Source organism: Psychrobacter sp. SCQQ22 (genome assembly GCF_015864605.1).
GTDB classification, from domain to species: Bacteria; Pseudomonadota; Gammaproteobacteria; order Pseudomonadales; family Moraxellaceae; genus Psychrobacter; species Psychrobacter fozii.
In genome coordinates, this window is the sequence record NZ_JADYWZ010000002.1 from 406408 (window position 1) to 421206 (window position 14799).

Annotated in this window: 11 protein-coding genes; 1 reads left to right on the plus strand and 10 read right to left on the minus strand. The window is 44.5% G+C overall.

Annotation, left to right across the window (positions count from 1 at the left end; translation table 11 throughout):
• Positions 1–78 precede the first annotated feature (78 nt).
• The 10 genes from tssA to I6E84_RS04460 form a co-directional block, all read right to left on the minus strand.
• Entirely contained in the window at positions 79–1230 is a 1152-nt protein-coding gene (gene tssA / locus I6E84_RS04415) for a type VI secretion system protein TssA (protein WP_197216405.1), read from the minus strand.
• Complete coding sequence (tssH, locus tag I6E84_RS04420) at positions 1230–4142, minus strand: type VI secretion system ATPase TssH (RefSeq protein WP_197216407.1); 2913 nt, start codon at positions 4140–4142, stop codon at positions 1230–1232. The genes tssA and tssH overlap by 1 nt, the downstream gene beginning before the upstream one ends.
• Positions 4143–4282: 140 nt before the next feature.
• Entirely contained in the window at positions 4283–5323 is a 1041-nt protein-coding gene (gene tssG / locus I6E84_RS04425) for a type VI secretion system baseplate subunit TssG (protein WP_197216409.1), read from the minus strand.
• The gene (tssF, locus tag I6E84_RS04430) at positions 5287–7110 is read right to left on the minus strand and encodes a type VI secretion system baseplate subunit TssF (RefSeq protein WP_197216411.1); all 1824 of its coding nucleotides are present in this window, start codon (positions 7108–7110) and stop codon (positions 5287–5289) included. The genes tssG and tssF overlap by 37 nt, the downstream gene beginning before the upstream one ends.
• Positions 7111–7164: 54 nt before the next feature.
• Complete coding sequence (tssE, locus tag I6E84_RS04435) at positions 7165–7656, minus strand: type VI secretion system baseplate subunit TssE (protein WP_197100910.1); 492 nt, start codon at positions 7654–7656, stop codon at positions 7165–7167.
• 101 nt (positions 7657–7757) lie between these two features.
• A complete protein-coding gene (locus I6E84_RS04440) occupies positions 7758–8261 on the minus strand; it encodes an Hcp family type VI secretion system effector (protein ID WP_025651832.1) in 504 nt (167 codons plus the stop codon).
• A gap of 53 nt (positions 8262–8314) precedes the next feature.
• Complete coding sequence (gene tssC, locus I6E84_RS04445; protein ID WP_110922488.1) at positions 8315–9805, minus strand: type VI secretion system contractile sheath large subunit; 1491 nt, start codon at positions 9803–9805, stop codon at positions 8315–8317.
• A gap of 3 nt (positions 9806–9808) precedes the next feature.
• The gene (tssB, locus tag I6E84_RS04450) at positions 9809–10321 is read right to left on the minus strand and encodes a type VI secretion system contractile sheath small subunit (protein WP_110922487.1); all 513 of its coding nucleotides are present in this window, start codon (positions 10319–10321) and stop codon (positions 9809–9811) included.
• 27 nt (positions 10322–10348) lie between these two features.
• On the minus strand, positions 10349–11050 hold the full coding sequence (locus I6E84_RS04455; RefSeq protein WP_197216413.1) for a tetratricopeptide repeat protein: 702 nt from the start codon (positions 11048–11050) through the stop codon (positions 10349–10351).
• A 120-nt stretch (positions 11051–11170) separates the two neighbouring features.
• Entirely contained in the window at positions 11171–11602 is a 432-nt protein-coding gene (locus I6E84_RS04460; protein ID WP_197216415.1) for a hypothetical protein, read from the minus strand.
• Positions 11603–11813: 211 nt separating this feature from the next.
• Between I6E84_RS04460 and I6E84_RS04465 the strand changes: the two genes are divergently transcribed.
• Positions 11814–14768 (plus strand): contractile injection system protein, VgrG/Pvc8 family, encoded by a 2955-nt coding sequence (locus I6E84_RS04465; RefSeq protein WP_197216416.1) that lies wholly within the window; start codon positions 11814–11816, stop codon positions 14766–14768.
• Positions 14769–14799: the final 31 nt, after the last annotated feature.

A 14799-nucleotide genomic window follows, 5' to 3' on the forward strand; every position in this document is an offset into this window, starting at 1 on the left:
GTAAACATACATTAAAAATGGCACACAAATTGCCAGTTAAGCCGCAGCCAAATTGACTATTTAGTTATAACTGTCTTCTTAGCTATAACTGTCATCAGATGATTCACGTTTTGGCTGAATACCAATCATGTCTGAAAGATTAGCAAGCTGGTCTTCATTTTTGATGATATGTGTGAGCCATTGATCTAGCGGCATATCAGCCCAATTGATCGCTCGACCGAGTAAAAATGTCACTGGACTGTGCGGCTCATTGGTCGCAAAGTAATCTTGGATTTGACCCAATAATTTAAGCGCTTGCCGGCGATTGCTTTGATGATCGCGATTGTTTGGATTAAAGCTGGTTGATGCGCTTGTTTTTGCACCAATTGCTTGTCCATCATTTAGCACTGCATTCTCAGTAGAAAAACCTTCTTCCATATCGTCAATGCCTTCTTGACTATTACTGTCTACCATATCAGCCTGCTCTGGTATCAATGAGTGCAGGTGTTGCTTCAGTCCAGCCAGCAGCTCTGTCACTGGCGCGAAGACAGGCGCATCGATACCCATGAGGTCATTAAGCTGGTCAGACAATGCCTGCCACTGCTCGGTAACGGTACTCAGAGTCGTCATCAATGCGCGTTGCCATGATTCGCTACTGCTTTTGATGGCTTGGTTATAATCACTAAGCGTCAATTGGCTGGACGATTCGCTATCAGGATTCTGCTGACGCTGCTTGTCATGGTCACGAGCGGTTAGATAATAGTTATAATTATATTTTTCTGTTTTTGTATCAGAGAGCGATAGCTGTTTTAGGTCATCAGTGAGCGCTTTTACAAACCATGACAGTAGCCCTGCCCTAATATCCATGCTGTCTTCTTCACCATCCAATGGCGGATACATGGTGAGCCAGTACTCGTCATTGAATGCTTGCAATACGCTTAGCCCATGACTAATACCTGCCAGATGATTCGTATGACTCAAGGCATCAACGTACCAAAGCGCCAACTTCATGTCCTTACTGGTATGGCTCAGCAACTCTGCACACTGGTTTTTGACAAAATCCCAATCAGCGACTTTTAATTCAGTGACCCAGTTGCCTTGTGCCAGCAGTGGATCGTCCTCTTGACGAGCAGCAACGATGGCATCGATACGTAAATCAAAAGTCAGGTCTTCGCCGACACCATGATGACTGCCATCAATAGGAGCGATAAGGGCATCCATATTGGTGGCTAAAGAGTTATTAGTGTTCATTATAGTAATTCCTCTTTAGCAGGTTTTTTGCGTGCTGTTTTTTTAACTGTTGGCTTTTTAGCAGCAGGCTTTTTGGCCGAAACTGGTTTGCTTGCCGACTTTTTAACCTTATCCTCAGTCTCATCTTCACTGTATTGCGCCATTTGATTCAGTGGCACAACCGCATCAGTATCAAGACGATACGCAAAATTATCTTCATCATCGACGAATACAGTAATTTTCTTTAGCACACTCTGACTGTCATCGTGAGCCAGTAGCTGACCTGCCAGCTGCGGTAGCAAGGTATGACTGATGATGGCATCGGCATTACGTGCACCAGAGTCGACCTCATGACAGCGCGATAAAATGAGCTCAATGACTTCAGGATCAATGACACAAGGCACATCATAATTGTCACGGATGCGGCCAGTAATTTTGTCCAGTTTTAGGCGAATGATTTCTGCGAGCGCGTCATCCGTCAATGGATAGTAAGGAATGACCGTTAGACGACCCAAAAAGGCAGGCTTGAAGGCTTTGTATAAATGCGGATTGATCACCTGCTTTAGGCTATCACTGTCGGGCAAACTAAAATCAGTAACGGCTGGATCAGTATTGATACACGCTTGCATAATCTGCGATGAACCAACGTTACTGGTCAATAAAATAAGCGTGTTTTTGAAATCAATTAAGCGCCCTTCGCTGTCTTCCATCACCCCTTTGTCAAAGACCTGATAAAACAAATCCAACACGTCTGGATGGGCTTTTTCTACTTCGTCAAGCAACAGCACACTATAGGGACGACGGCGGATAGCCTCCGTTAACACGCCACCCTCACCATAGCCAACATAACCTGGAGGCGAGCCTTTTAAGGAGGCAACACTATGCGCTTCCTGATACTCTGATAGATTGATGGTAATAAGATTACGCTCACCACCATACAATACCTCTGATAGCGCCAATGCGGTTTCTGTCTTGCCCACACCACTTGGCCCGACGAGCATAAACACCCCTTGCGGGCGATTGGGGTCATCTAACCGTGCTTTTGCAGTATGAATCCGCTTCACGATAGCAGCCACAGAATGGTCTTGGCCAATGACGCGCGTCTGTAAGGTATCAGCCAAATTCAAGATATGGTCTTTCTCATTCCCCGCCATATCGTTGAGTGGAATACCAGTCCAATCTGAGATAACTTGCTTAATAACTTGTCTGTCTAATACAGGATGAATGAGACGATGTGTCTCTTGTATTTGTTTTAGCGACTGCTCAATGCTTTGGTATTCAGATTGTTTGTCTAAGCGCTCTTTTGCACTGAGCGTATCAGCACCATCAGCCTTACCATTCAACTGCTGATTGAGTGCATCAAGCTGATCATTAAGCTGACGTTGCTCATACCAGCGACTGGTCATGTCAGCGATACTTTGCTGATTGGTTTGACGCTGTTCATCAAGCACGGCAATTTTTTGGCTGACTTTTTCTTTTTCGTCCACACCGCCGATACGCTCAAGCTGTTGACTGAGATTATTGATATGCTGCTCTAATTGCACACCTTTGGCTTGTAATCTATCCAGCTGATTGGGCATGGCTGTCTTCGATAAGCTCACCCGTGCGGCCGCCGTATCTAATACGCTGACCGCTTTATCAGGCAGCTGTCTATCGCTGATATAGCGTGCTGATAGCTCAACGGCTGCTTGCAGTGCATCATCATCTATCAATATGCCAAAGTGCGCCTGCATCTTGGCACTCAAACCACGAATCATCGCCACTGCCGTATCAATATCAGGCTCATCAACTTTAACTACCTGAAAGCGACGTGACAATGCAGCGTCTTTTTCAAAGTATTTCTTATACTCTGACCACGTCGTCGCAGCAATGGTTCTCAGCTCACCACGAGCCAGCGCAGGCTTAAGCAAATTCGCCGCATCATTTTGACCTGCTTGCCCGCCAGCGCCAATCAAGGTATGCGCTTCATCGATGAACAAGATAATCGGCTGTACCGAGGCTTGTACTTCTTCGATGACTTGCTTTAGACGATTCTCAAATTCACCTTTGACACTCGCTCCAGCTTGCAATAGCCCCATATCGAGACTACGTATCGTCACGTCTTTGAGCTGATCAGGTACTTGACCAGCAACTATCTTTTGCGCCAAGCCCTCCACCACAGCAGTTTTACCTACCCCTGCCTCACCTGTCAAAATAGGATTGTTTTGACGACGACGAATCAAAATATCGATCAGCTGATGAATCTCAAACTCACGGCCTATCACTGGATCTATTTGATCGGCACTGGCCTTTGCGGTCAAATCGTAAGTATATTTATCCAACGCAGGGGTTGGCTTAGCTTCAGTTTGCTTAGCGTCTAAAGACGCCTGACTGTCCGTACTATCATCTACACTACCCTCAGCATCTTTATTGATGCCTTTATGATTGGTCGAGCTACTACCCTCGGTGCTGCCGAGACACTGACGCTCATAATCATCTTTTAGCGTAAAACGATCAATATACTGCAGCTGCTCAGGGAGAGTTTTTAATAATGACTGATAACGCTCATACGCCAATAACACCAGTAATATGTGCCCAGAGCAGATTTCTAGTGGACTGTTATTATCAGCGCTTTGATTATGCTGGCTACTCGCTAGCTCCCACGCATCTTCTAACAACGCCATCAACCCTTGGCTAAACACAGGCGTTGAGCCTGTTGCCTGACCAAAAGTATGTAGCAAGTCTGTGATGTCTGCTAATAATGACTGCTGATTAATCTTATTGAATTTCAGTATTTGAGCCACATCATTGTGCGGCGTCGCTATCAATTCATGTAGCAAATGAACAGTATCAACTTCGCGATGACCATTATTGATACAAAGCCTAGCTGCCTGCTGCAAACACTGTCGGCAACTCGGACTCAAGCGGGTAATTACAGCTTTTAACTGGCTCATAAACCTTTTCCTTTGGCATTCTGATTAGACTTAACATTATTTTTATAAAACTGGTGTATGGCTCTTAGGGCGTGTCTTCAATTCACTCGATAGTCATCTAAATGAGCAAGCAACTTATCTATCTATTAACCATAAAACATTTACTGAATAGGCAACGCGTAGCGAGTGTCATCATAATGATGAGTGGCGGGCTGCGATACCAAGAAACCACCTTGCCCCAAGCCGCCAAAACCACTTTCAGACAACGACAAAGGGGTAATATATTGCTTGTCTAACTCCAGTTGCATCTCGACTGCCAAGCAAACACCGCACCATCTACGAATAAAATCAATGATGACTTGATACATATCGCCGGCTGGCAATAGTCTCAAATAACGCTTGGCATCCAACTGGTGAAATACGATTCTAATTTTGCTATCGAACTGTACGACGCGCGCACCGCAAAATGCAGATAAGCCAAGTGCTGCATGTTGTCCACCAAGCGCGGTCTGCTCACTAGCTGGCAAGTCAAACCATTCTGGTACGAACTGCTCCACACTCACCGTGCTATCCAAAAAGTGCGACAGTACATGTGCTAACTGATCAGCGGTCAGACGTCCGGGGGCAATCATGCCAGCATAGGCAATCAAGCTGTCGATGGCAGTCAACTTTTTGGGCTGACGTGCCAGTGCCCGCAAGCTCAACAGGTAGCTGTCTTTTTTATCCTTTAACTCATACTGTAATGGCAAGTTATAAAACCAGCTCGCTTCGACATATAAATCAGTTAAACGATGGTTAAATAAATCTAAGAATGCCGGTGCCGCTTTGTCTTTTGCATGATTGACTCGCGATGCTAGATGGTCGGTATACATAGCGGGCAAAGCCGATAATGGGCCCGTAAGTCCGATAACTGCTGGGCAAACCTCTATCTGTCTGACCATTAACGAACTGGCCTTTATTTGATCATCCTCTACTAAATTGTCACTGCCTTCCATATTGTCTTGGGCAATGAGCGCCATTGACTCAATTTCAGCTTGCGGATATGCCAATGACAACGAGGCACGGTAACGCACTTCGATAGGCGCATGCCCCATGCTAACTTCATGCTGAACCAAGCGCAGCGCTTGCAAGAGCTCATAAGATTGCGGCGCCGCCAGTAAATCCGTTAGATAAGAGGACTGAGACCGCTGCGTGGCTGACATCTGTATATCTCCTCTTTCGTAACGGCATCACTAATGGCAACCTCAACGAAGCTATTCAAGCTAGCGTGATAGCCAAAGACATGAGCCAATAAATGGGCAAACTGGCGGATACTCACTCCAGCAAAATTCTTTTGGTTAATTTGAATATCAATGACCGTACCACGCACAAACCCAGGTTGCGGTAAGCGCTGAATACGCCTAGCCGCAATACTGGTTTCGACAGAAACGATGCCTTCAACTAGCAGCTTATTAGATGCTGATTGGGTAATATCATAAAGCGACAGATACTCTTTCATCAGCTCCGCATCTTGGGCTGCCAATGATAAAAAATTTAGACTAATCAGCGATATCAATCGCCAACGCTCTTCACCTGTGTATTCAAATCGTGCCGTTCTGGTTGGCTGCTTTAATAGTGACAAACTGCTAAATCCTGTCATACCTTCACTAAACAGATCGCCACGGCTTTGACCAAATATTACTTGGGCGGGCAAGTCTCTATTGGTACATAACAAAGAAGCACTCATGCTCACCGCGCCTGACAAGTCTTCACGGTTTTTTTCTACAAACATAATCTGGTATTCAAAACCTTGCTTAAACTCAGCCATGTCTTTATCACGTTTAATATGATAATAACGGCCTTCATCTTGCTGCTCATAGTGATTGAGCGCATAAAACGGATGGTATTCGCGTTGTATCAGACGATTGTCGCTTTGCTTAGACTCTATGACTTTATTGACCTCATAGATTTCATGCTGAAAAAGTGCGCGCGTATCTGGCACCAAATCATAATAGACAGAACGATGGGTCACTTGGATAGGCTTGGCAGCAGCTTTGAATAGATTGACAACAGGCGTGCAAAACAACTTGATACTGCTAGCGCTTAGCTGCTGCAAGTTTTTTAGGCGAATGGTGTTTTTTTTATCAAACTTAAAATAACAGCGAATCTCAAAGCCAGTGCTATCGATTTTTAAATTTGGACAAGCACGGCCAAGATTTAGGCGTAAAAAGTTGAATTTTTCAGGGAAATAAAAATACTCTTTTAATAAAGCAGAGGCGGCATTACTCACACGGTGACTGGGGAGCACTTGCTGTTCAGGGTCAAAACCTATAATCTCAAACGGACTACCCGTTATCTTGTTAACCTGCCTACCATGAAGGTGCGTTTGCTTGACATCACACCATAATAAATCCCAGAGACTGGTGCCCTGACTGGCATCTTCGTCTATATACAAATCTAACGAATGACTTAATAACGCCTGATAGTCAAAGCTTGGGTTCAGAGCCTTAAACTTAATACTGATACAACCATTTAGCAGACCATGCTGATTGTCATAGATTTCTTGGCGAGTCTCAAAGCTGACGCTATCTATCTCTATCGGTAACAACGTCACGTCTTGGGTTGACTGAAACTGGCAAGGCGTCCCATTTATCTTTTGGGTGGCAAATGTGCTCTGTTTCGGTGCCAAGACCGCTTCACTCATTGCGTTGCCCTGCACGCCTAGATTGAACTGTGCGATAGAGACGGATGGAAAGGGTTTGAGATAATCAGGATAAACAACTTCTAATAACGATTCTGTAAAGTCAGAATACGAGTCATCTAGTTTTTTATTGATACGTGCGCTAATGAGAGAAAAAGCCTGTATCAACCGTTCAATATGTGGATCATCTACGGTATCGTGCCCCATCAATAACCGATTGGCTATTTTTGGGTACTTTTTGGCAAACTCTTTTGACTGTTTATTAAACAGGCTAAGCTCATGCTCAAAATAAGGAAGTAGACTGTCCATGATGCCTCAATACGGTTATCGCTGCCAACTCTGTCGGTTAAGCATTGATATGGGTTATTTTATTAAGTAACGTTGAGAGCTTGGCTCAAAGAACGCATCGAAGCTAACAAGCTCTTGTGCTGGATACACTTTCAGTAACGCTTCAATCGAAAAACACAGCTGATTGACATCAACCGCGCCAATATCTAGCGATACTCGAACATTTTTTAGCCGGGTATCTTGCTGTTCAACGGTTGTTGCGATTTGTCGACAGATATAATCGCAGTCAGCAGGGTTAGCACTACTGAGTCCTACAAAATCCAATATGCCAAAATTCAATATTGATGAGCGCACGTGCTGATACTCTTGCAGCTTGCTAGAAACCACACAGCGCGTATTCAATAAAGCCTCAAGATCTCGCGCGACAGAAGACTTTAACTCATCAATATTAAGGCGACGCACCACGAGCTCATGCGCCAAATGACGAGGCTGATCATCAAATAACTGTTCGAACAAATTTGGGCGAAACCCAAGTTCTTTGTTAGAGGCATTAGTAGCGTAGTTCATCGATACGATCATTCCTATTTAGAAAAGTAAAAAAGAAAGGCCTAGATATAAACCTTTCTTTTTCGGTACGATAAGATAGACAACACCTGATACAGCCTGACTTAGGCAGTATAAGTAGCAGTGTTATTGGCTAGTGACCATTTCTTAGTCACAGCGCCTTTAGCAGTACCATCGATATCTTGCTGGGTGTAAGTCCACTCAACAGCAGCATACTTGATACCGACTTTTTCGATTGGTACGCCTTCTGAACGTACGGTTGGCTCAACACTTGCGATAAGCGCATGCTTAAGCTTCACTTCAAGATATTTAACGCGCTTGTCACCGTTGGCACGATAAAAATCAATTTGAATTTCATCGAACGTGTAACCGGCAGAACAGGCTTCCCATAGCTTAGGACTGGTCGAATCCAAATCTTTCATAAACGTCATGTCAGCATGCTCACAACGCTCAGAAGTGTGACCACCAACGCTACTTGCTGTCGCTGATTTTGGCTGACGGATCAAGTGATCCCAAGTGTTTACTTCAAGCCAACCTTTATGCTCGCTATCACGAGACTCGCCATCAATTTTATATTTACCACGGAACTGAATATAAATATCTTTCATGTCACATACCTTGTTTTGAAAAATTAAATTTAACGTTAGTTTTTAATAAACGATTAGCTGTTGCTAGACTGCGGCAGTTGAGTAACAAGACGCAAAGAAACAGACAATTCGTCAAGTTGAAAGTGTGGTCTCAAAAAGACCACTGACTTGTAGACACCAGGCTTACCCGGTACTTCTACAACTTGTACAGAAGCTTCGCGCAGTGGGTACTGGGCTTTTGCTTCCTGTGAGGCTCCGTCATCTAACAAGACATAACGTGAAATCCAGTCGTTCAAAAACGTCTCAACATTACCAGGTGCTAAGAAACTACCAACCTTATCGCGCATCATCGCTTTTAGATAATGGGCAATACGTGACACAGCCATAATGTATTGAATCTGCGTCGATAGCGCAGCATTGGCATTGGCATCATCGTTTTGATAAGTTTTGGCTTTTTGTACTGATTGCGCCCCAAAAAAAGCAGCGTAATTGGTATTTTTGCAATGGACTAATGGAATGAAACCTAAATCGCTGAGCTCTTTCTCACGGCGATCTGTAATAGATATCTCAGTTGGACACTTGAGTGCCAAATCCCCTTCATCTGTCTTAAAGGTATGGACAGGTAAACCTTCAACCAAACCACCGCCCTCTACACCACGAATAGCAGCACACCAACGGTAATCAGAAAAGGCAGCCGTCAAGCGTGAGGCAAATGCATAAGCTGCGTTCACCCATAGATAATCACTATGGTCGCTACCTGAAACGTCTTCGGTAAAGTTAAACCCTTCGACCACCGTGCCATCTTTAGGATCATAAGGCAGGCGCCCTAAGAATCTAGGCGCAGTCAGTGCGACGTAACGAGCATCCTCTGACTGTCTAAACGCGCGCCAGCGTATATATTCAGCAGTTTCAAATATCTTCGATAGATCACGAGGACGACCGATATCGGTGAACGAATCCAGACCAAACATCTCAGCAGATGCTGCTGATACGAAAGGCGCATGAGCCGCAGCAGCGACATGAGACAGTTGCTCGAGTAGATACATGTCTGAATTTTGACGAGTAAACTCAAAATCACCAACGATGGCAGCATAAGGTTCGCCACCGAAGCTACCAAACTCTTCTTCGTAGATCTTTTTGAACAATGTGCTTTGGTCAAAATCGATTGAAGACTGAAAGTCTTTGGTGAGCTCACGCTTGGTGGTATTCATCATGCGGATTTTCAGCATAGACTCTGAGGGCGTTTGACTACATAGATAGTGCAAACCGCGCCAGCTAGACTCTAGCTTTTGAAACTCAGGCGCATGCATGACGGTCGTCAACTGCTTAGATATCAGCGCATCAATTTGTGCAATACGAGCATCAATCGAGGCAGCCAAGTTATCTGATAACGTCACAGTACCTTGCATGACTTCGTTGGCAAGCTCGGCGATTTGTGACTTCGCACGATTTTTTTCATCATCGGATTTGGCAACGTTACTTTTATTGACGATTTCTTCAAGCAAGTCGTAGCTTTCACTATTTACGGAATCCGTTGCTATATTCTGCTGGGCTTGGGCACTCATCGTTTAATCCTCACCGTCAATTTGGTTTTGTTCAGCCATTTTTTTGACTTGCTCAGTATTTTTGAGCACATCATCCAATAAATCTTCGAGTTTTTCGTTGGCTGATATTTTATTGCGTAGATCTGCTAAGCGATCTCGTGCTTGTACCAATTGCTTTAACGGTTCAATCTGGTCAGCGACAGCTTCGGGGCGAAAATCATCGATACTATTGAATGCCAAGTCAACGGCAAACTCGCCGCCTTTATCACTCAAATCATTACTGACACGGAACGTCGCACGAGGTGCTAGACCTGACATCACCTCATCAAAGGTATCCAAGTCCACTTCGACGAACTTTTTGTCTTTAAAGCGAGGTTGCTCAAGTTTAGAATCTCCTGAGAACTCTCCTAGCACACCGACCACGAAAGGGATTTCTTTCGTTTCGATCGCATCACCAACTTCGACGTCATAGGTAAGATGTACACGAGGAGCACGTACTTTTGCGAGTTTCTTTTGCACACTGTCTTGCTTTGCCATAATTAATTACCTCAGCAGTTTCTGGTTTCAACGCAATATATCAAATGGATCAGTAGATACAGGAGTATTGCTTCTAGTAGGGGTAGGCTTTTGAATAACTGGTTTAACGTAAGTTCTTTTTGGTTTCACTACTGTTTTTTTCTTAATAGGAGCAGCTGTTTTCTTTGTGCTACTTGTTTTTTTAGGAACGCTACGTCTTACAACTTTCGGTGGTTTTGGCAAAGACTCATCGTAATTAAATCCGTAAATATCACCAGTTATCTTACTCAAGGCGTGCTGATATTCTTTTTTAAACGCCGCATCGACATTATTTAAGTAACCAGACTGCAATTGTTTTTGAGCAATAATGGCACTGCTATTCAACAAAATATTTTTGAGCTCAGCCGTGCTCTTACCTTGATCAATTGCTTCACTAGCAGCATAGACCGCATAGTCATGATAGCCATTGTTATAGTAAATCTGCGCCAAGACTTCCCATGCCAAAGAGTCATTGGGATTAACAGCCAGCCTTTGGTTTAAATTTGCAATTAATTGATGCAGCTGCGGTGATTTGGCATCTGCATTTTTAAGCGTGGCGAATTGATTGACAATACTGGAGCCTGGATCTTTTTCTTGAATCACAAGCTCACTGTGTGCAGCACTCATCGCTGAACCCATGATAAACAAACCCGCCAAGAGTGCTTTCGGTAGCTTAAAGCTGACGTTAATACTGCGTTGGATACTGGTCATCGTAAGTCGGTGCTCGTCGTTATTAGTATTAAGTGCGTAAGTACTAGATGGATACTTTTTTACTTTGAGTGTCTTTGCTCTAAAGCTTTTTAATCAAACCAGAGGCTTTAATTAGAAGCTCTAATTAGAGGTTTGTATCAAGGTTGTGATATTGGTTAGCTTGTTTTTAAGCATGGCTTTGTCACTACTATCCATTAATGAATCGTTGTGATAAGCACTGATATTATTCTCTGTTAATTTGATAGATGAGAGCATGGCTATTTGACGCGCCTCAACTGCTTGCCTATCAAACTTAAGGGCTTCATTAGCCGCTCTTAATGCCCGCGCATAATTTTTTGAGTCATAATTGATTTTAGCGACAGTCATCCATGCTTCAAAATCACTTGGATTGGCATCTGCTAAATACACAAGTGATGGCTGACTCAATGCCTTGACAGTGGCACTTTTTTCTTCTTTAGCAGTCGTGTTACAACCAGTTATTACCATCGAAGCGCTCAGTACTATAGATAGCAAACCCATCGTTTTTAGGTTGGTACGATAAATATGATTCATAGGTGCGGTATCATCACTTAAGTATAAAAGGAAGTATATTGACGTAAAAATCTAACTAAAGTCTATCAAGTAGAAGAATTAGGTGAGATTGATTATACATACACTTGACAATATTTCAATAAACTCTATACTTTTATTGACAAATAATTCAGCAACAATCCAATTCGGGCCATTTCCTTGGTATAAAGCCAGTAGTAACGGTACCCCTCTCATGCCTTCTAATACCAGTCGCCTACATACAATTACCGTTCATGCCGACAGCTTCACAACCAATGCTTTCTATCCTATTGCATTTTTTGGGGCTAGCGGTGTCAATAAAACCGATATCATTGACATACTAGTGTTCAGTTACGATTTTTTGGACTCGGACGCTTGTTTATCGTTGGTCGGTACGCCTATATGCTTGACCACGCTGTCCTCTAATCGCACACCTACTTGCCGTACTGGCCTCATACGAGGTATCAGTTATCAGCAGTCTGATGGTGCGATGCATTTTTATGCGTTAGAGGTCGTGAGCCCTGATTGGCAATTGACGCAGTCGATACATACTCGCAGTTTTATCAATCAATCCACCCTCGATATCCTGACCGCTATTCTCGGTGACTATGATATAAAGTGGCAAATTTCTGAGTCTCTTTTGTCATCAGACAGTGCCTACTCAGAGCGCTTATCTCTACCCTTACCTATACGCACGCAGTCGGATGTCAGTGACTATAAGTTTGTCACTGGTCTGCTAGCGGATATCGGCGTGTCTACCATGTGGGTATCAGGAAAGTCAGTTGATGACTTGGGGACGTGGTGGTTGGTCAGTGGTTTCGATGAGAATGAACAATTACCATTGACCTATAGCTACGCCCAATCTTCCATACAGTCAGGTCAAGACAGCGTCAATGCACTGCAAATGACTACGCAGCAGCTAGGCAGTCATCTGGTTATGGTACGAGCAGATGGCCTTGCGGCTGATACCATTTATGAAGGTCAAGCCGTCGATGAATCACCGCTTGCGATAGAGGATGCAACTGTATTAATCGGTGCACCATCACGTGTGCACAGCGATGATGCGGCGACTGCGATTGCTGAACAGTGGATCGCGGCCAATCGCTGTCAGCGTGAGACGTATCAAGCGACTGGCGCCATGCGTGGTCTAAGTGTCGGTAGTCCAGTGAGTATCAACAACCTACCCTCCATTGGCAGCTTATCGACGCATTGTACCGCAGTGATATTGATCGGCATTGAACCTGACAACGATAGCGTGTCTTATCACCATCAGGCCTTTATCAAACAGTGGTTACAGCAAACTGTACATCTCATACAACGCCGTACCACAAGCTCGAACCTATTATCAATGCCCGATCATGGCTTTAATATCGCTCGTGATACTGGGGTTTGGGTATCAGCTACGCTACTTGAAGCTACCATCCCCTATCGTCCTTATCCAAGCAGCTTGTCTTTTGCCAGTAGTACTTATCACGGCCTGACGCAAGCGCGTACGGGAGATACGAGTAGCTCGCCTTCTCCTAGTTATGCCTCTAGTATCACTAACGACAATCTACAACAAACCATTACTACACCTGTCTGGTCAGGACTGAGTCCTCATGATGATGGCACTACCCCGCCATTACGCTCATTGCAGTTGTCATCAGGTAGCACTCATGGTTGGCAGTTCGCCCCGCGTATCGGACAGTCCGTACTCCTTAACCACTGGTATGGTGATATTGACAGTCCCGTGATCAGCCGTGCGCTCTTTGACGGTATCGGTATGGGTGATGTGGACGAGAAAGACATCACCACTCAGGATGCAGGTTTATCTAATCGACATAACCTCAAAGGCGGTGCTTCCCCTAGATGGCATGGCGGTGGGCTTGGTCACTCGCAAATCAGTGACGATGATACTCATAGCGGCTGGATCTCTGGTATTGCTCAATACGGGCTGACGGCTGAGTCTGAAGTGGCGATGAGTTTTGATGATACGCCTAACAAGGTCGGTCTACAGTGGACGGCAAATACTGGCACACGCGCCAATGCCGAGACACCAACCATCACTTCTAGCGCTACCTTTGCCCCTGATGAGCATATCGTCGCATTGGGCACGCTACGCCATCGCTTTAGCAATCATCAATCAAGTGATAGTGGTCAAGGCATCAATGTTGCCACCGATCATGGGCTACAAATCACTGGTGATACGGGCGTTCTACTCTCTACCTTTGATATCAGACACACGCAAACCGAGCATGAGTCTGCGTGGGTCAATGATGCAGGACAGCAGCAGCTTAAGTTGGGCGCTGAGCTGAGTGAGACGTTAGCGGAGGCCAAACATGCACATCTGCAATCGACCAAGGCGCTTACTAATGCCCGAGCGTCAATAGAAGGCTTTAAGAGTACAGCACAAATCATTGATGAGACGCTAAACACCGAAGTGCTTGGCGCAGCAGATGTACTGCTAGTAAGCAAAGATAGTATCCTCGCATCAAGTAGCAATACGCTGTGGACGGCGAAAACCATCGTCAGGCAATCAGGCAGCACGCAATCAGATATGGTCGCAGGCAATTATGCGCTGACGGCAAATACGATTGACTCACTCTCAGGGGTTGGCGGTCAAGCGGCTCAGTCAGGATTACATATCAGTGCCAATACCAAACCTGTGGCGATACAGGCACAGGGCGGTGAGTTGCAGCTGCACAGTCAGCAAAGTATGACAATCGGTAGTGAGTCGGGACAGGTCAATGTGTCGAGTCCTAAGCGTATTAAGCTGCAAACGTCAGCTGGGGCTTCTATTACGATCGATGACAGTGGTATTAAGCTGGTGTGTCCAGGCACGGTTAAGATTAAAGCGGTGAAGAAGGAGATGGTTGCGGGGGCTAAAATAAATGCGCCAATGATTGCTTTGCCAACTTCAGGGTTGTTTAGTAAAGCGTTTGATCTCAAGAAATTGCTACCGCAAGATTTAATAGATCAGGGTGTAAGCTATAAGCTCATCAATCACTCTAAAGGAACAGATTTTGAAGGAAAACTTAATAAAGATGGTCAGACATTAAGAGTGTTCGGTGATAAAGTTGAGAAGGTTGAGTTGATATTGGATAGTATTTTTATCAGAGAAAATGATAATTTTGAATTAATACCTTTAGATAGCGAATATGATCATGATCACGGTGACTGTGGTTGCTAATCTCTAATAATTAACTATTTAGGAAAAGAAC

Coding starts and splice junctions, on each gene's coding strand:
- tssA (WP_197216405.1), bottom strand. CDS start 1,230: ATGAACACTAATAACTCTTTAGCCACCAATATGGATGCCCTTATCGCT.
- tssH (WP_197216407.1), bottom strand. CDS start 4,142: ATGAGCCAGTTAAAAGCTGTAATTACCCGCTTGAGTCCGAGTTGCCGA.
- tssG (WP_197216409.1), bottom strand. CDS start 5,323: ATGTCAGCCACGCAGCGGTCTCAGTCCTCTTATCTAACGGATTTACTG.
- tssF (WP_197216411.1), bottom strand. CDS start 7,110: ATGGACAGTCTACTTCCTTATTTTGAGCATGAGCTTAGCCTGTTTAAT.
- tssE (WP_197100910.1), bottom strand. CDS start 7,656: ATGAACTACGCTACTAATGCCTCTAACAAAGAACTTGGGTTTCGCCCA.
- I6E84_RS04440 (WP_025651832.1), bottom strand. CDS start 8,261: ATGAAAGATATTTATATTCAGTTCCGTGGTAAATATAAAATTGATGGC.
- tssC (WP_110922488.1), bottom strand. CDS start 9,805: ATGAGTGCCCAAGCCCAGCAGAATATAGCAACGGATTCCGTAAATAGT.
- tssB (WP_110922487.1), bottom strand. CDS start 10,321: ATGGCAAAGCAAGACAGTGTGCAAAAGAAACTCGCAAAAGTACGTGCT.
- I6E84_RS04455 (WP_197216413.1), bottom strand. CDS start 11,050: ATGACCAGTATCCAACGCAGTATTAACGTCAGCTTTAAGCTACCGAAA.
- I6E84_RS04460 (WP_197216415.1), bottom strand. CDS start 11,602: ATGAATCATATTTATCGTACCAACCTAAAAACGATGGGTTTGCTATCT.
- I6E84_RS04465 (WP_197216416.1), top strand. CDS start 11,814: ATGCCTTCTAATACCAGTCGCCTACATACAATTACCGTTCATGCCGAC.